This is a genomic window from Actinosynnema sp. NPDC050801 (assembly GCF_040673975.1).
Lineage (GTDB): Bacteria > Actinomycetota > Actinomycetes > Mycobacteriales > Pseudonocardiaceae > Actinosynnema.
Genome location: NZ_JBFAQZ010000004.1, coordinates 289,371 through 311,294 on the forward strand (window position 1 = coordinate 289,371; position 21,924 = coordinate 311,294).

General features: G+C 71.6%; 15 protein-coding genes. 13 read left to right on the plus strand and 2 right to left on the minus strand.

Going from position 1 to position 21,924, the window contains the following annotated elements:
- Positions 1-110 precede the first annotated feature (110 nt).
- The 8 genes from AB0K14_RS11770 (at position 111) to ndk (ending at position 15,386) form a co-directional block, all read left to right on the plus strand.
- The gene (locus AB0K14_RS11770; RefSeq protein ID WP_360452924.1) at positions 111-2,747 is read left to right on the plus strand and encodes a valine--tRNA ligase; all 2,637 of its coding nucleotides are present in this window, start codon (positions 111-113) and stop codon (positions 2,745-2,747) included.
- Entirely contained in the window at positions 2,744-4,108 is a 1,365-nt protein-coding gene (locus tag AB0K14_RS11775) for a folylpolyglutamate synthase/dihydrofolate synthase family protein (protein ID WP_360452926.1), read from the plus strand. Before AB0K14_RS11770 ends, AB0K14_RS11775 begins: the two co-directional genes overlap by 4 nt.
- 83 nt (positions 4,109-4,191) lie before the next feature.
- Positions 4,192-4,545 carry a DUF4233 domain-containing protein gene (locus AB0K14_RS11780; RefSeq protein WP_360453267.1) on the plus strand — a complete coding sequence of 118 codons (354 nt, stop codon included), beginning with the start codon at positions 4,192-4,194 and terminating at the stop codon, positions 4,543-4,545.
- Between the two features lie 330 nt (positions 4,546-4,875).
- Entirely contained in the window at positions 4,876-6,423 is a 1,548-nt protein-coding gene (locus AB0K14_RS11785; protein WP_360452928.1) for an alkaline phosphatase D family protein, read from the plus strand.
- Between the two features lie 129 nt (positions 6,424-6,552).
- The gene (locus AB0K14_RS11790; RefSeq protein ID WP_360452930.1) at positions 6,553-7,278 is read left to right on the plus strand and encodes a MerR family transcriptional regulator; all 726 of its coding nucleotides are present in this window, start codon (positions 6,553-6,555) and stop codon (positions 7,276-7,278) included.
- A gap of 168 nt (positions 7,279-7,446) precedes the next feature.
- Positions 7,447-12,963, plus strand: coding sequence for a pullulanase-type alpha-1,6-glucosidase (gene pulA / locus AB0K14_RS11795; protein ID WP_360452932.1), 5,517 nt, complete (start codon positions 7,447-7,449; stop codon positions 12,961-12,963).
- Positions 12,964-13,275: 312 nt separating this feature from the next.
- Positions 13,276-14,856 carry an amidohydrolase gene (locus AB0K14_RS11800; RefSeq protein ID WP_360452934.1) on the plus strand — a complete coding sequence of 527 codons (1,581 nt, stop codon included), beginning with the start codon at positions 13,276-13,278 and terminating at the stop codon, positions 14,854-14,856.
- Between the two features lie 119 nt (positions 14,857-14,975).
- On the plus strand, positions 14,976-15,386 hold the full coding sequence (gene ndk / locus AB0K14_RS11805; RefSeq protein ID WP_360452936.1) for a nucleoside-diphosphate kinase: 411 nt from the start codon (positions 14,976-14,978) through the stop codon (positions 15,384-15,386).
- A gap of 72 nt (positions 15,387-15,458) precedes the next feature.
- On the opposite strand, the gene AB0K14_RS11810 is transcribed toward ndk, so the two are convergent.
- Together AB0K14_RS11810 and AB0K14_RS11815 are read right to left on the minus strand one after the other, a co-directional pair.
- Complete coding sequence (locus AB0K14_RS11810; RefSeq protein ID WP_360452938.1) at positions 15,459-15,995, minus strand: hypothetical protein; 537 nt, start codon at positions 15,993-15,995, stop codon at positions 15,459-15,461.
- A gap of 198 nt (positions 15,996-16,193) precedes the next feature.
- Positions 16,194-16,787, minus strand: coding sequence for a GNAT family N-acetyltransferase (locus AB0K14_RS11815; RefSeq protein WP_360452940.1), 594 nt, complete (start codon positions 16,785-16,787; stop codon positions 16,194-16,196).
- Positions 16,788-16,813: 26 nt separating this feature from the next.
- Between AB0K14_RS11815 and AB0K14_RS11820 the strand changes: the two genes are divergently transcribed.
- The 5 genes from AB0K14_RS11820 to AB0K14_RS11840 are packed head-to-tail and all read left to right on the plus strand — an operon-like array spanning position 16,814 to position 21,874.
- Complete coding sequence (locus tag AB0K14_RS11820) at positions 16,814-17,764, plus strand: ABC transporter ATP-binding protein (protein ID WP_360452942.1); 951 nt, start codon at positions 16,814-16,816, stop codon at positions 17,762-17,764.
- Positions 17,764-18,552, plus strand: coding sequence for an ABC transporter permease (locus tag AB0K14_RS11825; RefSeq protein ID WP_360452944.1), 789 nt, complete (start codon positions 17,764-17,766; stop codon positions 18,550-18,552). The genes AB0K14_RS11820 and AB0K14_RS11825 overlap by 1 nt, the downstream gene beginning before the upstream one ends.
- Positions 18,549-19,424 carry an ABC transporter permease gene (locus AB0K14_RS11830; RefSeq protein ID WP_360452946.1) on the plus strand — a complete coding sequence of 292 codons (876 nt, stop codon included), beginning with the start codon at positions 18,549-18,551 and terminating at the stop codon, positions 19,422-19,424. The genes AB0K14_RS11825 and AB0K14_RS11830 overlap by 4 nt, the downstream gene beginning before the upstream one ends.
- Before the next feature lie 42 nt (positions 19,425-19,466).
- Positions 19,467-19,877 carry a DoxX family protein gene (locus AB0K14_RS11835; protein WP_360452948.1) on the plus strand — a complete coding sequence of 137 codons (411 nt, stop codon included), beginning with the start codon at positions 19,467-19,469 and terminating at the stop codon, positions 19,875-19,877.
- A gap of 32 nt (positions 19,878-19,909) precedes the next feature.
- A complete protein-coding gene (locus AB0K14_RS11840; RefSeq protein ID WP_360452950.1) occupies positions 19,910-21,874 on the plus strand; it encodes a TIGR03960 family B12-binding radical SAM protein in 1,965 nt (654 codons plus the stop codon).
- Positions 21,875-21,924: the final 50 nt, after the last annotated feature.

Here is a 21,924-nt window from a genome sequence, read left to right on the forward strand (position 1 = left end):
GCGTTACCAGCTCCCGGCCGAGAAGTCGATACGGGACCGGTGCCACCCGCCGATCCCGCTAGCAGGTATCTGGTGAGAAGTCGATACCCGCGCCTCCGTAGACTTCGACCGTGACTGAGACCCCCGCCGCACCGCAGCGCTCCGAACTCCCGCCGGCGTGGAACCCGGCCGAGGTAGAGGCCGGGCTGTACGAGCGGTGGGTCGAGCGCGGTTACTTCACGGCCGACGCGACCAGCGACAAGCCGCCGTTCTCCATCGTGCTCCCGCCGCCCAACGTCAACGGCAGCCTGCACATGGGCCACGCGCTGAACCACAGCATCATGGACGCGCTCACCCGCCGCCGCCGCATGCAGGGCTACGAGGTGCTGTGGCTGCCCGGCACCGACCACGCGGGCATCGCCACCCAGACCGCCGTCGAGCGCGACCTCGCCGGCGAGGGCAAGTCCCGCCACGACGTCGGCCGCGAGAAGTTCGTCGAACGCGTCTGGGAGTGGCGCGAGGAGGTCGGCGGCCGGATCCTCGGCCAGATGCGCCGCCTCGGCGACGGCGTCGACTGGACCCGCGTCCGCTTCACCATGGACGAAGGCCTGTCCCACGCCGTCCAGACCATCTTCAAGAGGCTCTACGACGACGGCCTGATCTACCGCGCCGAACGCATCATCAACTGGTGCCCGCGCTGCCAGACCGCCCTGTCCGACATCGAGGTCGACCACTCCGAGGACGACGGCGAACTCGTCTCCATCCGCTACGGCTCCGGCGACGACTCCATCGTCGTCGCCACCACGCGCGCCGAGACGATGCTCGGTGACACCGCCGTCGCCGTCCACCCCGAGGACGAGCGCTACAAGCACCTCATCGGCACCGAGGTCGAGGTGCCCCTCACCGGCCGGTACGTGCCCGTCGTCGCCGACGAGCACGTCGACCCCGAGTTCGGCACCGGCGCGGTCAAGGTCACCCCCGCGCACGACCCCAACGACTTCGAGATCGGCCGGCGCCACGACCTGCCCGCCCTCACCGTCATGGACGGCCGGGGCGTGATCACCGCGCACGGCCCGTTCCAGGACATGGACCGCTTCGAGGCGCGCCCCGCCGTCGTCGCCGCCCTGCGCGAACAGGGCCGCATCGTGGCCGAGAAGCGCCCGTACAAGCACTCCGTCGGCCACTGCTCGCGCTGCGACACCGTCATCGAGCCGCGCCTTTCCATGCAGTGGTGGGTCAAGGTCGCCCCGCTCGCCGAGGCCGCCTCCGCCGCCGTCCGCGACGGCCGCACCACCATCCACCCGCCGGAGCTGGCCAAGCGCTACTTCGACTGGGTCGACAACCTCAACGACTGGTGCATCTCCCGCCAGCTCTGGTGGGGCCACCGCATCCCCGTCTGGTACGGCCCCAACGACAAGGTCATGTGCGTCGGCCCCGACGACGAGCCGCCCGGCGAGGGCTGGGTGCAGGACGAGGACGTGCTCGACACGTGGTTCTCGTCCGGCCTGTGGCCGTTCTCCACGCTCGGCTGGCCCACCCAGACCGCCGACCTGGCCAAGTTCTACCCGACCAGCGTGCTGTCCACCGGCTACGACATCCTGTTCTTCTGGGTCGTCCGGATGATGATGTTCGGCCTGTACGCGATGGACGGCAAGCAGCCGTTCGACCACGTGTTCCTGCACGGCCTCATCCGCGACCAGCACGGCAAGAAGATGTCGAAGTCGCGCGGCAACGGCATCGACCCCATCGACTGGATGGACGCCTACGGCGCCGACGCCACCCGGTTCACCCTCCTGCGCAGCGCCAACCCCGGCTCCGACATGGCGCTGGCCGACGAGTGGGCCGCGGGCTCGCGCAACTTCACCACCAAGCTGTGGAACGCCACCCGGTTCGCGCTGGGCAACGGCGCCACCGTCGAACGCCCGCTCCCGCCGCGCGAGGAGCTGACCGACGCCGACCGCTGGATCCTCGACCTGCTCGACGGGCTCGTCACCGAGGTCGACGGCCACTTCGAGGCCTTCCAGTTCGCCAAGCTCAGCGAAGCGCTCTACCACTTCACCTGGGACGAGTTCTGCGACTGGTACCTGGAGCTGGCGAAGGTCCAGCTCGCCGAGGGCGGCACGCGCGCCAAGGCCACCCAGTCCGTGCTCGGCCACGTCCTCGACGTCGTGCTGCGACTGCTGCACCCGCTGACGCCGTTCATCACCGAGACGCTGTGGACCACGTTGACCGGCGGCGAGTCGCTGGTGGTCGCGGACTGGCCCAAGCCGACCGGCGGCGCGCGCGACGAGGTCGCCGCCACCCGGATCGAGGGCTTGAAGAAGCTGGTCACCGAGATCCGCCGGTTCCGCTCCGACCAGGGCCTCAAGCCCGCCCAGAAGGTCGCGGGCAAGGTCCGCGGCGCGTGCTGCGTCGACCTGCTCGACCAGGTGCCCGCGGTGCGGTCGCTGACCCGGATGACCGAACCCGGCGACGACTTCTCGGTGAGCGTCTCGCTCGACGTCGGCCTGCCCGCCGGCACCGTCAAGGTCGAACTGGACCTGTCCGGCGCGGTCGACGTCGTCGCCGAGCGCAAGCGGCTGGCCAAGGACCTCGCCGTGGCCGAGAAGGAACGCGCCCAGTGCGAGGGCAAGCTCGGCAACGCCGCGTTCCTCGACAAGGCGCCCGCCGAGGTCGTGGCCAAGATCCAGTCGAGGCTGACGGCGGCCAACGCCGAGATCGACCGCATCCACGCCCGCCTGGAGACCCTGCCGCAGGACAACTCGTGACCGGGTTCGAGACGGGCGCGCTGGAGGAGCTGCGGCAGGTCGAGTCGGAGCTGAACACCCGCTGGCCCGAGACCAAGATCGAACCGAGCCTCGACCGGATCCGGGCGCTGGCCGACATCCTCGGCGACCCGCAGGGCACGTACCCCGTGGTGCACGTCGGCGGCACGAACGGCAAGACGTCGACGTCGCGGATGATCGACGCCCTGTTCACCCGGATCGGCCTGCGCACCGGTCGCTACACCAGCCCGCACCTCCAGCTGGCGACCGAGCGGATCAGCGTCGACGGCGCGCCCATCAGCCCCGAGCGGTACGTCGAGATCTACCGCGACATCGAGCCGTACCTGTCGCTCGTGGACGCGCGCGGTGACGTGCCGATGAGCAAGTTCGAGGTGCTCACCGGCATGGCGTTCGCCGCGTTCGCCGACGCGCCGGTGGACGTCGGCGTGATCGAGGTCGGCATGGGCGGGTCGTGGGACGCGACGAACATCGCCGACGGCCGGATCGCCGTGATCACGCCCATCGGGCTCGACCACGTCGAGTACCTCGGCGACGACCTGGCCGGGATCGCGGCGGAGAAGGCCGGGATCATCAAGCCCGGCGCGGTCGCGCTGCTGGCCAAGCAGGACCCCGCGGCCGAGCAGGTGCTGCTGCGGCGGTGCGCCGAGGTGGACGCCACCGTCGCGCGGCTCGGGTCCGAGTTCGGCGTGATCCAGCGCGACATCGCCGTCGGCGGCCAGATGCTGCGGCTGCAAGGCCTCGCCGGCGAGTACGAAGAGGTGTTCCTGCCGCTGCACGGCGCCCACCAGGCGGCGAACGCGGCACTGGCGCTGGCCGCCGTCGAGGCGTTCTTCGGCGCGGGTGCCGACCGGCGGCTCGACATCGACGCCGTGCGCGAGGCGTTCGCCACCGCCACCTCGCCCGGCAGGCTCGAACGCGTCCGCACCGCACCCACCGTGCTGGTGGACGCCGCGCACAACCCGCACGGCGCGGAGGCGCTGGCCAAGGCGCTGGACGAGGAGTTCGGCTTCCGCAAGCTGGTCGCCGTCGTCGGCGTGATGCAGGAGAAGGACGCCGTCGGCATCCTCAGCGCGCTCGAACCGGTCGTGCAGGAGGTCGTGCTGACCGCCAACTCCTCGCCCCGGGCGATGGACCCCGACCTGCTGGCCGGTGTCGCGATCCCGATCTTCGGCGAGGACCGCATGGTCGTGCGGCCGCACCTGGACGACGCGATCGAGGAGGCCGTGCGGTTGGCCGAGGAGAGCGACGACGGCGACATCGTGTCCGGGGGCGGCGTCGTGGTGACCGGCTCGGTCGTCACGGCGGGCGACGCGCGGGCGCTGTTCGGCAAGGAGCCCTCGTGACCTCCACCCCGGAGCCCGAGGACCTTCCCGCACCCGAGAATGTCCCCGCGCCGAAGACCGTCCCCGCGCCGAAGAAGGACCCGATGAAGTCCTTCCGCGGCATCATGGCGGGCACGCTGATCCTGGAAGTGATCGTCGTCGCCCTCGCCCTGCCGGTCGTGGCGAAGCTCGGCGGCGGTGTCGGCACGGGCACCGGGTACCTGGTGTTCGGGCTGATCGTCGCGCTGATCGGCACGTGCGCGCTGCTGAAGCGCCCGTGGGCCGTGTACGTGATCGCGGCGATCCACGTCGTGATGGTGGCGTCGTGGTTCGCCCTGACCGCGCTCGGCGGCATCGGCGTCGTGTTCAGCCTGGTCTGGCTGTACCTGCTCTGGCTCCGGCGGGACGTGGCCAAGCGGATGGCCGAAGGCCGCCTGCCCAGCCAGCAGCAGGGCTAGGGCTGGTCGCGTCCCGTGCTGTGACCAGCGCCTTCCTCGCCGCCGGCCGGCCGTTTTTCCGGCTAACGTGAGACATGCGGTTCGGGTTGTCCTGGGTTGCACCCTTCGCCTGTCCGAGTGATCCCGGTCGTGGGTGATCCGTCGCACCCGGCCTGCCGTTCGAGCCGCACCTGTTGAGCGGCACGTTCCCCGGTTCCGTCCTGATCGAGCGCACCAAGCAGGCGCGGCGCGAGCATGGACGAGGAGGTCGTGCTGCTCCGCCGTGCGTTGGGCCTGTGAGCGACGGTTCCCGTTCACCCGGAATTCGGCTTCACCGATTACAACCGGCGCATGAGCGATGGTGTGGTGAACCGGCGGACGCTGCTGCGCGCCGGTGCGATCGGTGCGACCGCGGCGTTCGTGCCGGGAACGCTGGGGTTGTCCGGCGGTGTGGCGTTGGCGCGCGGTGGTGACCGGCCGGTGCTCACGCACGGTGTGCAGTCCGGTGACGTGACGTTCGACGGCGGCCTGGTGTGGACGCGGGCGGACCGGCCGGCGCGGATGTTGGTGCAGGTGTCGTCCGACCCGTCGTTCCGGCACGCGCCGACCGTGCGGGGGCCGCTGCTGACGCCGGAGACCGGTGGCACGGGCCGGGTGCGGCTGCGCGGTCTGCCCGGCGGTCGGGAGGTGCACTACCGGGTCGTCGCCGAGGACCTGGACGGCCGCACCCGCAGCGAGCCCGCGGTCGGCAGCTTCCGGACCGCTCCGCTGGGCCGTGACGACGTGCGGTTCGTGTGGTCCGGTGACGTGGCCGGGCAGGGCTGGGGCAGCAACCCGGACCTGGGCGGCATGCCGATCTTCGGCGCGATGGCCGCCCGCCGGCCCGACTTCTTCATCAACAGCGGCGACACGGTGTACGCCGACGGTCCGCTGCAGGAGAGCGTGACGCTGCCCGACGGGCGGGTGTGGCGCAACCTGGTCACGCCGGAGAAGCTGAAGGTCGCCGAGACGCTGGACGAGTACCGGGGCCAGTTCGCCTACAACCTGCTCGACCCGCAGTACCGGTCGTTCGCCTCGCGGGTGCCGATGATCGTGCAGTGGGACGACCACGAGGTGACCAACAACTGGTACCCGGGGGAGGTCCTGACCTCGCCCGCGTACAGCGAGAAGCGGGTGGACGTGCTGGCCGCGCGGGCGTTCCAGGCGTTCCACGAGTGGCAGCCGATCGACCCGCGGCAGGCGGTGGACGGCCGGGTGTACCGCAAGTTCCGCCACGGCGCGCACGTCGAGGTGTTCGTGCTGGACATGCGGTCGTACAAGGACGCGAACACGTCACCGCGCGACGGGCGTGGCGTGGTGCTGGGTGAGGCCCAGGCACGCTGGCTGGTGGACTCGCTGGACCGCAGCCGGGCCACCTGGAAGATCATCGCGGCCGACCTGCCCATCGGGTTGACCGTGCCGGACGGCACGGACATCGAGGGCGTGGCCAACGGTCTGCCGGGTGCGCCGGGTGGCCGTGAGCACGAGTTGGCGTGGGTGCTGAGCGAGCTCAAGCGGCGGCGGGTGCGCAACACCGTGTGGCTGACGGCGGACGTGCACTACACCGCCGCGCACCACTACTCGCCGGAGCGCGCGTCGTTCCAGGACTTCGACCCGTTCTGGGAGTTCGTGTCCGGTCCGCTGAACGCGGGCGCGTTCGGCCCGAACGCGCTGGACCCGACGTTCGGCCCGGAGGCGGTGTTCGTCAACGCCCCACCGGCCGCGAACACCACCCCGTTGGACGGGTTCCAGCACTTCGGCGAGGTCGAGGTGTCGCGCGACGGCGAGCTGACCGTGTGGCTGCGCGACATCAAGGGCGCGTCGCTGTGGAGCAAGACCCTCCAGCCGCAGCGCCGCTGACTCGTGCTCGGCTGAGCACAGGTCGAAGCCGGCGAAGGCGTTTGGCTCCAGGCACCTGGGCGACGGGAAGTGCGGCGAGCGCCGTTGACCGCTTGACCCTCGGGTGACCCGAGACCCCACAGTGGTGGTGTGACGAACGAGCTGATGACCATCGGGCGGTTCGCGCACCTCAGCGGGCTGACCGTGCACGCGCTGCGGCACTACGACGACGTCGGGCTGCTCGCGCCCGACGTCGTCGACCCGGCGTCCGGTTACCGCCGCTACCGGCCCGACCAGGTGCGCCGGGCCCGGCTGATCCTGGCGCTGCGCTGCCTGGACCTGCCGATCGAGGAGATCAGGCGGGTGGTCGACGGCGGTGAGGTGACCGAGGTGCTGACCGACCACCGCAAGCGGCTGGAGCGGCAGCGCGACGTGCTCACCGCCCAGCTCGGCGATGTCGACCGCTACGTGGAGGAGGGGATCGTCGTGCCCACACCCGGCACGGGCGTCCGCCCGGTGCAGATCAAGATTGCGGTGGACGACGCGGCCGAGGCCGTGGAGTTCTACCGGGCCGCTTTCGACATGCGGTACGAAGTGACCAGGCGGGCCGAGGACGACGACTACTCGTCGTTCGTCTTCGGCGAGTACGGCGCCGACGGGTTCTTCCTGCTGCACCTGCAGGAGGACCGGTCCGATACCGACCGACCCGGGCCGAGCACGTTCGGGCTGCTGGTGCCGGACCTGGACGCCTGTCACGCGCGTGCCGTCGCGGCGGGCGGCGTGGAGGTCGTGGCGCCGCGCGACTCGGTCGGGATGCCGCGCAACTCGGCGGTGAAGGATCCGTCGGGCAACTGGGTCTGGCTCTACCAGGAGTGACGGGACCTCATTGCGGGCTTGGCGGCGAACTCGCACCGGTGACGCAAGGGACTGCAAGGACTTGCAGCCGTATGGGCCTTGTCCGGCCGTGATTGTCGTGGTTTTGTGCACCTCGCCCCGGCTCGTCGTCGGGGCGGGGTTGCAAATTCTTGCGACAAGGAGGTCGCGATGCGTCGGGCCGTCGCCGCGCTCATCGCCCTGGCCGTTGTGCCGTTCGTGCCACCGTCCACCGGCGCCGCGCCCGAAGTCCGGAGGCTCGCCGTCGGAGCCGTCACCGACATCGCCCCCGGCACCCGGGACGGTGACCGCGCGCTGGCGAAGGACGCGCTGCGGGCCGACCTGACCGGTGAGCGGTTCTACTTCGTGATGCCCGACCGGTTCGCCAACGGCGACCCGCGCAACGACCGCGGCGGCACCACCGAGACCGACCGCCTCAAGAGCGGCTACGACCCCGCCGACAAGGGCTTCTACCACGGCGGCGACCTCAAGGGCCTGCGCGACAAGGTCGAGTACCTGGACGACATGGGCGTCACCGCGATCTGGATGACGCCGATGTTCGCCAACCGGTGGGTGCAGGGCTCCGGCGACGACATCTCGGCCGGCTACCACGGCTACTGGACCACCGACTTCACCAGGCTCGACCCGCACTTCGGCACGACCAACGACATGCGGCGGCTCATCCAGGACGCGCACCGCCGCGGCATCAAGGTGTTCTTCGACATCGTCGCGAACCACACCGCCGACCTGATCGACTACGCCGAGGGCGAGCACGACTACATCAGCACCGGCGCGCAGCCCTACCTGGACGAGCAGGGCAACCCGGTCGACATCTCGGAGATCGCCGGTCGGGAGGACTTCCCGAAGCTCACCGCGCCGTACACGCCGGTGGTCAAGGGCGAGAAGACCCCGGCCTGGCTCAACGACCCGCAGCTCTACCACAACCGCGGCGACTCGACGTTCAGCGGCGAGTCCAACGAGTACGGCGACTTCTTCGGCCTCGACGACCTGATGACCGAGCACCCCGCGGTCGTCAAGGGCATGAAGCGGATCTTCACCAGCTGGATCGACACGCTGGGCATCGACGGCTACCGGGTCGACACGGTCAAGCACGTCAACATGGAGTTCTGGCAGGCCCTCGCGCCGCACGTGAAGCAGTACGCGGCGATGCGCGGCAAGAAGGACTTCTTCGTCTTCGGCGAGGTGTTCGACGCGAACCCGGCCAACACCTCCCGCTACACCACCACCGGCCGGATGCAGGCCACGCTGGACTTCCCGTTCCAGAGCGGCGCGGCGACGTTCCTGTCCGGGCAGGGCGCGGCCCGGCTCGGCGAGGTGCTGCTGGCCGACGACCGGTACACCGACGCCGACTCCAACGCCTCCTCGCTGCCGACGTTCCTCGGCAACCACGACATGGGCCGCATCGCGTGGATGGTCCGGCAGGGCAGGCCGGACGTCTCCGAGGCCGAGCTGCTGGACCGGCTGGAGCTGGGCAACGCCCTGATGTACCTGTGGCGGGGCAACCCGGTCGTCTACTACGGCGACGAGCAGGGTTTCGCGGGCTCGGGCGGCGACAAGCTGGCCCGCCAGGACATGTTCGCCTCCGCGACCCCCGAGTACGCCGCCGAGGAGCTCATCGGCAGCGACCGGACCGGCGCGGTCGACAACTTCCGCACCGACCACCCGCTGTACCGGCAGCTCAAGGGCCTGGCGAAGTTCGTGGACGGCGACCCGGTGTGGCGTGACGGCAACCAGGAGCTGCGGCTCGTGCAGGGCGACGTGATCGCGTTCAGCCGCACGGGCCGCACCCAGCAGGTCGAGCACGTGGTCGTGGCCAACGCGGGCACCGCGCCCGCGACCGTCGAGGTCCCCGTGGCGGGCCGGGGCTACCGGCCGATCTGGCCGGCCGCGGGCTCGCAGGTCAACGCGGCGGGCGGCAAGGTCACCGTGACCGTGCCCGCGCTGTCCGCCCTGGTGCTCAAGTTGACCGGCAAGCTGCCCTCCGCCGCGCCCACGCCGACGCTGGCCGTGCCGCCGACCGGCACCGTGCTGGACGACCGGGTCGAGGTGCGGGCCGACGGCGTCACCTCGCCGTACGCGCAGGCCACGTTCGCCGCACGGGTCGAGGGCGAGCGCGACTGGCAGGTGCTGGGCACCGACGACGCCGCGCCGTACCGGGTGTTCGCCGACCTGGCCGGGTTGCCCGGCGCGGCGGTGGGCAAGAACGTCGAGCTGCGCGTGGTGGCCAAGGACGCCAAGGGCACGTTGGGCGCGGACGGCGCGAAGCTCGGCCTGGTGGCCGCGCCCCCGGTCGAGGAACCCGGCACGGTGACGTCCGACTGGCTGGTGGTGCACTACAACCGCCCGGCGGGCGACTACGACGGGTGGGGGCTGCACGCGTGGGGCGACATCGAGAACGCGCCGACGTGGGACGCGCCGCTGCCGTTCGCCGGTGAGACGCCGTACGGCCGGTTCGCCTGGGTGAAGCTGAAGCCGGGCGCGCGCTCGGTCGGCATCATCGCCCACCGCGGCGACGAGAAGGACACCGACGGCGACCGGTTCGTCGACCCCAGTGCGACACCGCAGGTCTGGTTGGCGCAGGGGCAGGCCGCGGTGCACGCCAGTGAGGTCGCCGCGACCGGCCAGGCCGTGGTGACGCACACCGGTGACGCCACCGGGCTCGTGGTGCGCGCGGGAGGCAACGACTACCCGTTCACCGGGGGAGTGGCGAGGATCCCGACGACCGCGCCCGTCGAGTTCTCCGTGCTGCGCGGCGGCACGGTCGAGGCCTCCGGCCGCACGGCGGGCCGCGCCTGGGTCGACGGCGACGAGGTGCACGCGAGCCTGGCCGCCGCCCGGAACCAGGCGGTGATCCACTACAACCGGCCCGACGGCGACTACGCCGACTGGACGCTCTACCACTGGACCGGGTCCCTGGAACCCAGCCCGGGCTGGAACCAGTCCCGCGTGCCGGACGGGACCGACGGGTTCGGCGTGTACTGGTCGGTCGCGCTGGAACCGGGTGCGCCCGGGTTGAACAACATCATCCACCGCGGTGACGTGAAGGACCCCGGGCCGGACCAGTTCCTCGACGTCACGGGCACCGGCTACGAGGTCTGGTACGTCTCCGGCTCCACCAAGCCGGACGGCTCGATCTCCTACGTGCTGCCGCCGTCGGGCGGTGAGGGCGTGGACGACGACCTCACCAAGGCCAAGGCGATCTGGGTGTCGAAGGACCTGGTGGTGTGGGACGTGCCGGTGGTGCCGTCGGACGGCTACCGGCTGGAGTACGACGGCAAGGTGCTGCGGCTGGAGCCGTCGGCGGACGCCGTCCCCGCGCAGTTCCCGCACCTGCGGGGCAAACCGGTGTTCCGGGTGCGTGACGGCGAACGGCTGGACGAGGCGTTGCGCGGCAAGCTGTCCGCCGTGCACGTCGACTCCGGCGGCCTTCGGCACCGCACGGGCGTGCAGATCGCCGGTGTGCTGGACGACCGGTTCGCCGCCGCCGCGTCGCGGTTGACCTACGGGCCCACGTTCGACGGCGACCGCGTGACCGCGCGGTTGTGGGCGCCCACGGCGTCCTCGGTGAAGCTCCAGGTGTCCGACCAACCCGGTGGCGCCGCCACGACCGTCGCCATGACCCGCGACGACGCGTCCGGCTCGTGGTCGGCGGTCGGTGCGTGGCGGGACAAGTTCTACCTGTTCGAGGTGACCGTCGCCGGGCGCGCGGTGACCGTGACCGACCCGTACTCGGTGGCGTTGGCGGTGAACTCGACGCACTCGCAGTTCGCCGACCTCGGCGACGCCCGCACCATGCCCGCCGAGTGGGCCGGGCACGTCGCCCGCGGCCTGGACGGCGACCCGACCGAGCACGGCATCACCGAATTGCACGTCCGGGACTTCTCGATCGGCGACACGTCCGTGCCGGAAGGCGACCGGGGCACGTACCGGGCGTTCACGCACTCGTCGTCGGTCGGCATGACGCACCTGCGTGCCCTGGCGGCCGAGGGTCTGGACACCGTGCACCTGCTGCCGACGTTCGACATCGCCACCATCCCGGAGAAGCGCGGGGACCAGCAGCAGCCGGCGTGCGACCTGGCGTCGCTGCCGGCCGACTCCGCGGCACAGCAGGAGTGCGTGGCCGCCGCGGCCGCGAAGGACGGCTTCAACTGGGGCTACGACCCGTACCACTACGACGTGCCCGAGGGCTCCTACGCGACGGACGACGCGCAGACCGGGTGGGCGCGTTCCAAGCAGTACCGCGAGATGGTGAAGTCGTTGCACGACAACGGCAACCGCGTGGTGGTGGACGTCGTCTACAACCACACGGCCGCCTCCGGTGACGCGGCGACGTCCGTGCTGGACAAGGTGGTGCCCGGGTACTACCAGCGGCTCGACCTCGACGGCACCGTGGCCGACTCCACGTGCTGCGCGAACACCGCGACCGAGAACGCCATGATGGGCAAGCTCGTCGTCGACTCGGTCGTGCGCTGGGCCCGCCTGTACAAGGTGGACGGGTTCCGGTTCGACCTGATGGGTCACCACCCGAAGGCGAACATCCTGGCCGTGCGCGCGGCGCTGGACGCGTTGACCGTGGCCGAGGACGGCGTCGACGGGCGCAGGATCCGGATCTACGGCGAGGGCTGGGACTTCGGCGAGGTCGCCGGCAACGCCCGGTTCGAGCAGGCCACGCAGGCGAACATGGCGGGGACGGGCATCGGCACGTTCACCGACCGGCTGCGGGACGCGGTGCGCGGCGGCGGGCCGTTCGATGCCGACCCCCGCGTGCAGGGGCTGGCGTCCGGGCTGGCGGGCGACCCGAACGGCGCGCCGGTCAACGGCGACGTGACCGCGCGGCTGGCCAACTACACCGACCTGGTGAAGCTGGGCATGGCGGGCAACATGGCGTCGTACCGGTTCGAGTCCACCGCCGGTGGGGTGGTCTCGGGCCGTGACGTGTCGTACAACGGCTCGCCCGCCGGCTACACGGGCGCGCCCGCGGACGTGATCACGTACGTCGACGCGCACGACAACGAGACGTTGTTCGACTCGCAGACCTACAAACTGCCCGTCGGCACGTCCATGGCGGACCGGGTGCGGATGCAGAAGGTGGCGCTGGCGCCCGTGCTCCTCGGCCAGGGCCAACCGTTCCTGCACGCCGGCGCGGAGTTCCTGCGCTCGAAGTCGTTGGACCGCAACAGCTACGACTCGGGCGACTGGTTCAACCGCTACGACCCGTCGTTGCGGGACAACGGCTTCGCCCGCGGCCTGCCACCGGCGGCGGACAACGAGGACAAGTGGCCCTACGCCGCGCCCCTGTTGGCCAACCCGGCCCTGGAGCCCTCGTCGGCCGACATGCGCGCTGCCGTGGACAACACCCTGGAACTCCTCCGCATCCGCAAGTCGTCGCCGCTGTTCACCCTGAACGACGCGGCGCTCGTGCAGCAGAAGCTGTCGTTCCCCACCGCCGAGCCGGGCCTCGTCGCCGCGCTCTTGGACGACACCGTCGGCCCCGACATCGACCCGACCCTCAACGCGGTCCTGGTGATCGTCAACCCGTACCCGACCGCCAAGTCCACCGCCGTACCGGGCACCTGGCAGAACCACGCCCTGACCAGCGACAAGGCCACCATCGCCAACGGCTCCACCACCATCCCCGCCCGCTCGGTCGTAGTCCTGACCCGCTAGGGGGAACGCGAGGACGAGCACGCATTTCGGCGGACCGTGGTGGCGGTGCGAGGTCCAGCATCGCCACCACGGTGCCGTCGGACGGAGGTCGACCATGTCGGACTTCCTGCTCCGACTCCGCGCGTGCAGCCGTCGCGCGGCCACTCCTGCGCCTGGAGGAGCCGGCCGGTACCGCGGAGGCGACGCGGTTCGCGGAGGCGGCCCGGAGGGTGTTCGCGCTGTTCTGGGAGTATGTCGACGGCATCGGGCACGACCTTTTCCCACCGCCTCCGCCCCGGCCCGAGGACCTGCCGGCGATCGTTGAGGAGCACAGTGCGCGCGGACGTGGTGTTCGTCAACGGGACGGTGTGGAGCGGGCACGGGTTCGCCGACTCGGTGGCGGTGCGGGCCGGCGAGGTGGTCGCGGTCGGCGGGGTCCACGACGCCGGGACCGCGGTCGACCTGGAGGGCGGGTTCCTCATGCCCGCGTTCGGCGACGGGCACGCGCACCCCGTGTTCGGCGGGCTGGAGGCGTACGGGCCGCGGGTCGGTGCGGCGCGGTCGGTGCAGGACGTCGTCCAAGCCGTCCGGGAGTACGCGGTCGCGCGCCCCGACGTGGAGTGGATCGTGGGCGGCGGGTACGACCCGACGCTGGTGCCCGACGGGCGGTTCGACGCGCGGTGGCTGGACCGGGCCGTCGCCGACCGGCCCGTCGTGCTGCGGGCGAGCGACTACCACACGGTGTGGTGCAACAGCGAGGCGATGCGCCGGGCCGGACTCGGGCCGGACACCCCCGAACCCGCCATCGGACGCGTGCACCGGCACGACGACGGCCGGCCGCTGGGCACGCTCGTGGAGTGGCAGGCGTGCGACCTGGTGCTGGACCTCGTGCCTCCCCGTGCCCCGTCCACCGTGGTCTCCGCGGTGCGCGAGGCGGGCCGGAGGTTCGCGGCGGCCGGCGTCACGTGGGTGCAGGACGCGTGGGTCGACCCCGGTGACGGCCTGGTCGAGGCGTACGCCGAGGTCGCGTCGGGTGGGCCGGCCGTGCGGGTGTCCCTGGCGTTCCGGGCCGACCCGGCGCACTGGCGCGACCAGGCCGCGGTGTTCGCCGCCGAACGGGAGAAGGTGGACGGCGACCTTGTGCGGGCGTCGACCGTCAAGTTCTTCGCGGACGGCGTCGTGGAGGCGGGCACGGCCGCGCTGCTCGCGCCGTACGAGGACGACCGGCACGACCACGGCATGCAGGTGTGGCGTCCCGACGCGTTGGCCGAGGCGGTGGCGTTCTTCGACGCGGCGGGCTTCCAGGCGCACGTCCACGCCATCGGCGACGCCGGTGTCCGGGCCGCGCTGGACGCCGTCGAGCACACCGCGCGGGTCAACGGACCTCGTGACCGCCGGCCGGTGGTGGCGCACGTGCAACTGGTCGACCCGGCCGACCTGGGCCGGTTCGCCGAGCTCGGCGTGATCGCCAACTTCGAGCCGTTGTGGGCCCAGCTCGACGCCGCGCAGGAGGTGCTGACCCTGCCGCGCCTCGGGCCGGGGCGCGGGCTCGCGCAGTACCCGATGGGGAGCGTGCTGCGGTCGGGCGCGCGGATCTCGTTCGGCAGTGACTGGCCGGTGACGTCCCTGGTGCCGTTCGAGGGGGTGCGGACGGCCGTGACGCGGCAGACCCCGGACGGACGGCCGTCCGGCGGCTGGGTGCCGGCCGAACGGCTGGACGTCGCCGACGCGCTGCGCGCGTACACGCAGGGCAGCGCCTACCAGGCGTTCGCGGAGACCAGGCGCGGGACGCTGGCGGTCGGCAACGACGCGGACCTGGTGTGGTTGGACCGCAACCCGTTCACCGTGCCGCCTGCCGACCTGGCCGGTGTCCGCGTCCTGGGCACGTGGCTGGCGGGCCGCCGGACGTGGTGACGCGGCCCGCGCCGGCGGTCCCGGTGGGAGCCTTCGCGGTGGTCACGGCAGGGCACCGCCGCACGTCCGGTTACCCTTACCGGAGTTGCACAATCCCGTACGAAGGAGTACTGACCGCCGTGAGCGAGCGCACCCTGGTCCTGGTCAAGCCCGACGGCGTCAGCCGCGGCCTGGTCGGCGAGGTCATCTCCCGCATCGAGCGCAAGGGCCTGCACCTGGCCGGCCTCGAACTGCGCACCGTGGACCGCGCGACCGCCGAGCAGCACTACGCCGAGCACGACGGCAAGCCGTTCTTCGCCGACCTGGTCGAGTTCATCACCGGCGGCCCGTTGGTCGCGATGGTGGTGGAGGGCACGCGGGCGATCGCGGCGTTCCGCCAGCTGGCCGGCGGCACCGACCCGGTCGACAAGGCCACCCCCGGCACGATCCGCGGCGACTTCGGCCTGGAGGTCCAGTTCAACCTGGTCCACGGCTCGGACTCGCCGGAGTCGGCCGAGCGCGAGATCAAGCTCTGGTTCCCGAACCTCTGAGACGCCCGCCACGACCGGCCCGGACGCCGCACGGTGTCCGGGCCGTCGGCGTCCCGCGGGCGGGTGGTCGGGTCAGCCGCCCCCGCCCACCTCGACCGGCACCTGCCAGTGCTGGATGCCCAGCTCGCTGTAGGGGCGCAGGACCACGTGGTTCCACCGGTGGCCCGACGCGGTGCCGATGGTGAGCGCCTCGTTGACGCGGCCCGCCGGGCGGACCACCGCCACCCGGTCGCCGTCGTCGACCGGGTCGAGGATCCAGCGCGCGGACCTGGCGGTGCCGCACGCCTCGACCTTCACCCGCGTCCGATCGGGCTGGTGGTCGCGGTGCCAGCACAGGTCGTGGTCCGGCAACCCGATCGTGTAGTTGTTGTCCTTCCGGTGGAAGGTGAACACCCACTTCTCGGTCCGCACGTAGTGCTCGTACCAGCCGGCGTCGGGGATCACGAGCTCGTTCCCGGCCACGGGGTCGTCGGCGTAGAGGACCAGCCGCCCACCCTCGGCGACGCTGGTGACCGGGCCCGCGGTCGCGGCGAGCGCGGACGTCGGGGCCGCCACCGGCGCGAGGGCCAGGCAGAAGGCGAGTGTCGCGAAGCGCTGGTGCATGCGCATGATCGAAGTTCCTCCGCGTGTGCGTACGGGTGGCGAAATCCGCACGGCACGGAACCGCTGGGCGATCAGGTGAAGGGGGTGCGATGCGGAGTTCGTGTCATGGGGTAGTACCCGGCACGGTCACACCAAGCGATTGGCCACCCGTTCGTGCACCGGAGTCACCCGTGCCCGCGACCTGCCCCGACCCGGCGAGGTGAGTTACCGGCCGACCGACTGGTACCGCGGCGGCGACGAGCCGAGGCCGCCCGCCGCCGAGCCGTGCAGCACGACGCCCTCCCGGTGACCCAGGGGCAGGTACATGCGGACGTCGTCGAACCGGACGTCACCCACCGCGATCACGTTCGGCAACCGGCCCCACTCGCGGAAGCCCAGGCTCTCGTACAGCTGGATCGCGCCGTGGTTGTTGCCGCGCACGCCCAGGGTCAGCACCTCCAACCCGGCCGCACGGGCGTCCTCGACCACCGCGCGCACCAACCGCGCCCCCAACCCGAGCCCACGCGCCGCCGGGTGCGCGGCCACCCGCCGCACCTCGGCCATGTGCTCGAACACCTCGCTCTCGGCCCGGCGCCACGTCGCCGTGCCGCGCAGCACGCCGTCCACCCTCGCCACGACGAGCGCGCCGTCCCCCGGCGACCCGAGCACGCCGTCCAGCCACGCGTCGGTCTCCGCCCGCCCCGGCGGCTCGCGCCACCCGATCGCGCCCCCGGCGGCCACCACGGCGTGCAGCACCTCGTGCACCTCGGCCCGAAGCTTCTCGTCGGCCACCGACGGCCGGCTGAGGTCGATCTCCACCCGGCCACCCTAAAACGATTCCGGGAATGTCGGGCCCCGCCGCTAACGTGACGAACGTGACCTCCACCCTCGTCCACGCCAAGGGCCTGACCAAGCACTTCGGCTCCTTCGAAGCCGTCCGGGGCATCGACGTCGAGGTGAGCAAGGGGGAGGCGTTCGGCTTCCTCGGCCCCAACGGCGCGGGCAAGTCCTCGACCATGCGGATGGTGGCCTGCGTGTCACCGCGCACGGGCGGCGAGCTGCGCGTGCTGGGCATGGACCCGAACACCGACGGCCCGCGGATCCGCGCGCGCCTGGGCGTGGTGCCGCAGCAGGACAACCTCGACACCGAGCTCACCGTCCGGCAGAACCTCCAGGTCTACGGCCGCTACTTCGGCCTGTCCCGGGCGGCGGTGCGCGAGCGCGCCGTGGAGCTGATGGAGTTCGCCCAGCTCACCGACCGCGCCGACGCCGAGGTGGAACCGCTGTCGGGCGGCATGAAACGGCGGCTCACCATCGCCCGCTCCCTGGTCAACGACCCCGAGCTGCTGCTGCTCGACGAGCCGACCACCGGCCTGGACCCGCAGGCCCGCCACCTGCTGTGGGACCGGCTGTTCCGGCTCAAGCAGTCCGGCGTCACGCTCATCATCACCACGCACTACATGGACGAGGCCGAGCAGCTGTGCGACCGGCTGGTGGTGATGGACGGCGGCCGGATCGCGGCCGAGGGCTCGCCCTCGGAGCTGATCCGCCGCTACTCGACCAAGGAGGTGCTGGAGCTGCGCTTCCCGCCGGGCGAGCAGAGCGCCGCCGAGGTGCGCGACCTGGCCGAACGGGTCGAGGTGCTGCCCGACCGGGTGCTGCTCTACACCTCCGACGGCGAGGCGGCGCTGTCCGCGGCACACGCGCGGGGCGTGCGGCCGGTGTCCAGCCTGGTGCGCCGCAGCAGCCTGGAGGACGTGTTCCTGCGCCTGACCGGCCGGACGTTGGTGGACTGATGAGCACCCACGTCGCCGGCTCGTGGCGCGCCGCGCTGGTCGCGGTGGAGAACCACTGGACCTGGTACCGCCGCAACTGGCGGGCCACGGTCATCTCGAACTTCCTGCAACCCGTGCTGTTCCTGCTGGCCATGGGCGTCGGCTTCGGCTCCCAGGTCCGGGTCGGCGAGGCCACCGGCGGCCACCCGTACCTGGTGTACCTGGCGCCGGCGCTGGTGATCATCACCGCCGTGCAGAACTCCGCGTTCGAGTCGACGTGGGCGGTGTTCTCGGCGTTCAAGTGGCAGCGCACGTACGTGGCGGTGGTGTCCACCCCGGTCACCCCCGCCCAGGTGCTCTACGGCCAGCTGCTGTGGATCGCGATGCGCCTGGCCGCCGGCTCCGCCGTGTTCCTGCTCATCGCCGTCGCCCTGGGCGCGATCACCAGCCCGTGGGCGGTGCTGACCGTGCCGGTCGCCACCCTGGCCGGCATGGCGTTCAGCGCACCCGTGGTCGCCTACGCCGCGACCAGGGAGAGGCCGGACTCGTTCAACGCCGTCTTCCGCTTCCTGGTGCTGCCGATGACCCTGTTCAGCGGCGGGTTCTTCCCGCTGAGCCAGCTGCCGGGCTGGCTGCACCCGCTGGCCTGGCTCACCCCGGTCTGGCACGGCATCGAGCTGGCGCGCGGCGTGACGTTCGGCACCCTGAGCCCGCTGCCCGCCCTGGGCCACGTGGCCTACCTGTCCGCCCTGGTCGCGATCGGTGTCGTCCTGGGCCGCCGCTACTTCCACCGGAGGCTGGCCGTATGACCCGCGAGTCCTCCCCCCGGGCCGAGGTCCCCGTCCGCGAGCGCGAAGCCACGCCGGTACCGCCGGTGCGCGGCAACGGCCTGCTGCTGCGGGTCATCCCACCCGGCCTGTACGCGGGCCGCTCGCACGCCCTGGTCGAGCGGTCGTACCTGGTCAGCAGGCGTGCCTGGATGCAGGTGTTCTCCGGCTTCTTCGAGCCGCTGTTCTTCCTGTTCTCCCTCGGCTACGGCCTGGGGCAGCTGGTCACCACGGTCGAGGGCCCCGGCGGGCCGATGCCCTACGCCGTCTTCGTCGCCCCCGCGCTGCTGGCCGCCGCCGCGATGAACGGCGCGGTGTTCGAGGCGACGTTCAACCTGTTCTTCAAGTTCAAGTACGCCAAGACCTACGAGGCGGTGCTGGCCACCCCGCTCGGCCCGGTCGACATCGCCGTCGGCGAGGCCACCTGGTGCCTCATCCGCGGCGGCCTGTACTCGGGCGGCTTCATCGTGGTCATGCTCGGGTTCGGGCTCATCAGCTCGCCGTGGGCGCTGCTGGCGCTGCCCGCGTGCCTGCTGGTCGCGCTGGCGTTCGCGGCGGTCGGCATGGCCGCGGCCACGTTCATGCGCTCGTGGCACGACTTCGACCTGGTGCAGCTGGCCGTGATGCCGCTGTTCCTGTTCTCCACCACCTTCTACCCGCTGTCGGTCTACCCGGGCTGGTTGCAGGCGGTGGTGCGGTGGACGCCGCTCTACCACGCGATCGAGCTGATGAGGGCGCTGACCACGGGTTACGCCAGCTGGGGAGCGTTGACACACGTCGCCTACTTCGCCGTGATGGTGGTCGTCGGGGTCATCGTCGCGGCACGCAGGCTCGGCAAGTTGCTGTTGACCTGACCTGGTTGAACACTGGACGGACGCCGAGCACCGGAGGTCGTCGTGGACGTCGTCGCACTCATCGGTCGCATCCTGTTCGTCCTGCTGTTCTTCGGCTCGGCGGTGGGCCACCTCACGCAGTCCGAGGCCATGGCGGGGTACGCCGCGTCCAAGGGCGTCCCGTCGGCCAGAGCGGCCACGTTGGGCAGCGGCGTGGTCCTGGTCGTCGCCGGGTTGATGGTGCTCCTGGGCGTGTGGGCGGACCTCGGCGCGCTGCTGCTGGCGCTGTTCCTGCTGCCGACGGCGTTCCTCATGCACAACTTCTGGAAGCAGACCGACCCGCAGGCCAGGCAGTCGGAGATGACCCAGTTCAACAAGGACGTGTCCCTGGCGGGCGGCGCGTTGATGTTCTTCGGCCTCTACGCCGGTCCGGGCGCCGACCTGGGCCTCACCATCACCGGACCGCTGTTCTGATGGGGGATGACGCTGGCGTTACCCTGGTCGGCGTGAGCGTCGAGTCGGTTTTCCCCGCCCTGGAACCCCTGCTGCCGAGGGTGTCCAAGCCGGTGCAGTACGTCGGCGGGGAACTGAACGCCACCGTGAAGGACTGGGACGCCGCCGCGGTGCGGTGGGCGCTGATGTACCCGGACGCCTACGAGGTGGGGCTGCCCAACCAGGGCGTCATGATCCTCTACGAGGTCCTCAACGAGCAGCCGGACGTGCTGGCCGAGCGGACCTACGCGGTGTGGCCCGACCTGGAAGCGCTGATGCGCGAGCACGGCGTCCCGCAGTTCACCGTCGACGGCCACCGGCCCGTGGGCGCGTTCGACCTGCTCGGGGTGAGCTTCGCCACCGAACTCGGCTACACGAACATGCTCAACGCGCTCGACCTGGCCGGCATCCCGATCCACGCCGCCGACCGCACCGAGGACCACCCGATCGTGGTGGCCGGCGGGCACGCGGCGTTCAACCCGGAGCCGATCTCGCCGTTCGTGGACGCGGCCGTGCTCGGCGACGGCGAGGAAGCCGTCCTGGAGATCACCGACATCGTCCGCGCGTGGAAGGCCGAGGGCCGTCCCGGCGGTCGGGACGAGATCCTGACCAGGCTCGCCGAGACCGGCGGCGTGTACGTGCCGCGGTTCTACGACGTGGAGTACCTGCCCGACGGGCGCATCCAGCGCGTGGTGCCCAACCGCGAGCGGGTGCCGTACCGGGTGTTCAAGCGGACCACGATGGACCTCGACGCGTGGCCGTACCCGAAGCAGCCACTGGTGCCGCTCGCGGAGAGCGTGCACGAGCGGATGAGCGTGGAGATCTTCCGCGGCTGCACGCGGGGCTGCCGGTTCTGCCAGGCGGGCATGATCACCCGTCCGGTGCGCGAGCGGTCCATCGAGGGCATCGGCGCGATGGTGCAGCGCGGCCTGGAGGCGACCGGGTTCGAGGAGGTCGGCCTGCTGTCGCTGTCCAGCGCGGACCACTCGGAGATCGCCGAGATCACCAAGGGCCTGGCCGACCGCTACGAGGGCACCAACACCAGCCTGTCGCTGCCGTCGACGCGCGTGGACGCGTTCAACATCGACCTGGCCAACGAGCTGTCCCGCAACGGCCGCCGCTCCGGCCTCACGTTCGCCCCGGAGGGCGGCAGCGAGCGCCTCCGGCGCGTGATCAACAAGATGGTGTCGGAAGAAGACCTGATCCGCACGGTCAGCGCGGCGTTCGGCGCGGGCTGGCGGCAGGTGAAGCTGTACTTCATGTGCGGTCTGCCCACCGAGACCGACGACGACGTGGTCCAGATCGCCGAGATGGCCAAGAACGTCATCCGCGCCGGCCGCGAGGTGTCCGGCCGCAAGGACATCCGCTGCACCATCTCCATCGGCGGGTTCGTGCCCAAGCCGCACACGCCGTTCCAGTGGGCCGCGCAGTGCGACCCGGAGACCGTGGACAACCGGCTGCGCCTGCTGCGCGAGGCGGTGAACTCCGACCGCGCGCTGGGCCGCAACATCGGCATGCGCTACCACGACGGCAAGCCGTCGCTGATCGAAGGCCTGCTCTCGCGCGGCGACCGGCGCATCGGCCGGGTCATCGAGCGGGTGTGGCGCGAGGGCGGCCGGTTCGACGGCTGGTCCGAGCACTTCTCCTACGACCGCTGGGTCTCCGCCGCCGAGGCCGAGCTGACCCCGCTGGGCGTGGACCTGGCCTGGTTCACCACGCGGGAGCGCGAGGAGCTGGAAGTCCTGCCCTGGGACCACCTCGACTCGGGGCTGGACAAGGAGTGGCTCTGGGCGGACTGGCAGGACGCGATCGACGAGCGCGAGCAGGACGACTGCCGCTGGACGCCGTGCTTCGACTGCGGTGTGTGCCCGGCGATGGGCACCGACATCGAGGTGGGCCCCACCGGTCGGGCGCTGCTGCCGATCTCGCCGGTCGGCAAGGGCTCCCCGGTGCGCAACCCGGCGCTGACGAAGGGCTGACCGGCGGCGAGCCGACCGTCGGCCGGCGACCGACCGCTCACGAAGGACCG

What these genes read in the sequence shown, in the direction of transcription:
- AB0K14_RS11810 (WP_360452938.1), bottom strand. Translation starts at nt 15,995, where the DNA reads ATGCGCATGCACCAGCGCTTCGCGACACTCGCCTTCTGCCTGGCCCTC.
- AB0K14_RS11820 (WP_360452942.1), top strand. Translation starts at nt 16,814, where the DNA reads ATGTCGGGCCCCGCCGCTAACGTGACGAACGTGACCTCCACCCTCGTC.
- AB0K14_RS11825 (WP_360452944.1), top strand. Translation starts at nt 17,764, where the DNA reads ATGAGCACCCACGTCGCCGGCTCGTGGCGCGCCGCGCTGGTCGCGGTG.
- pulA (WP_360452932.1), top strand. Translation starts at nt 7,447, where the DNA reads ATGCGTCGGGCCGTCGCCGCGCTCATCGCCCTGGCCGTTGTGCCGTTC.
- AB0K14_RS11785 (WP_360452928.1), top strand. Translation starts at nt 4,876, where the DNA reads ATGAGCGATGGTGTGGTGAACCGGCGGACGCTGCTGCGCGCCGGTGCG.
- AB0K14_RS11830 (WP_360452946.1), top strand. Translation starts at nt 18,549, where the DNA reads ATGACCCGCGAGTCCTCCCCCCGGGCCGAGGTCCCCGTCCGCGAGCGC.
- AB0K14_RS11780 (WP_360453267.1), top strand. Translation starts at nt 4,192, where the DNA reads ATGAAGTCCTTCCGCGGCATCATGGCGGGCACGCTGATCCTGGAAGTG.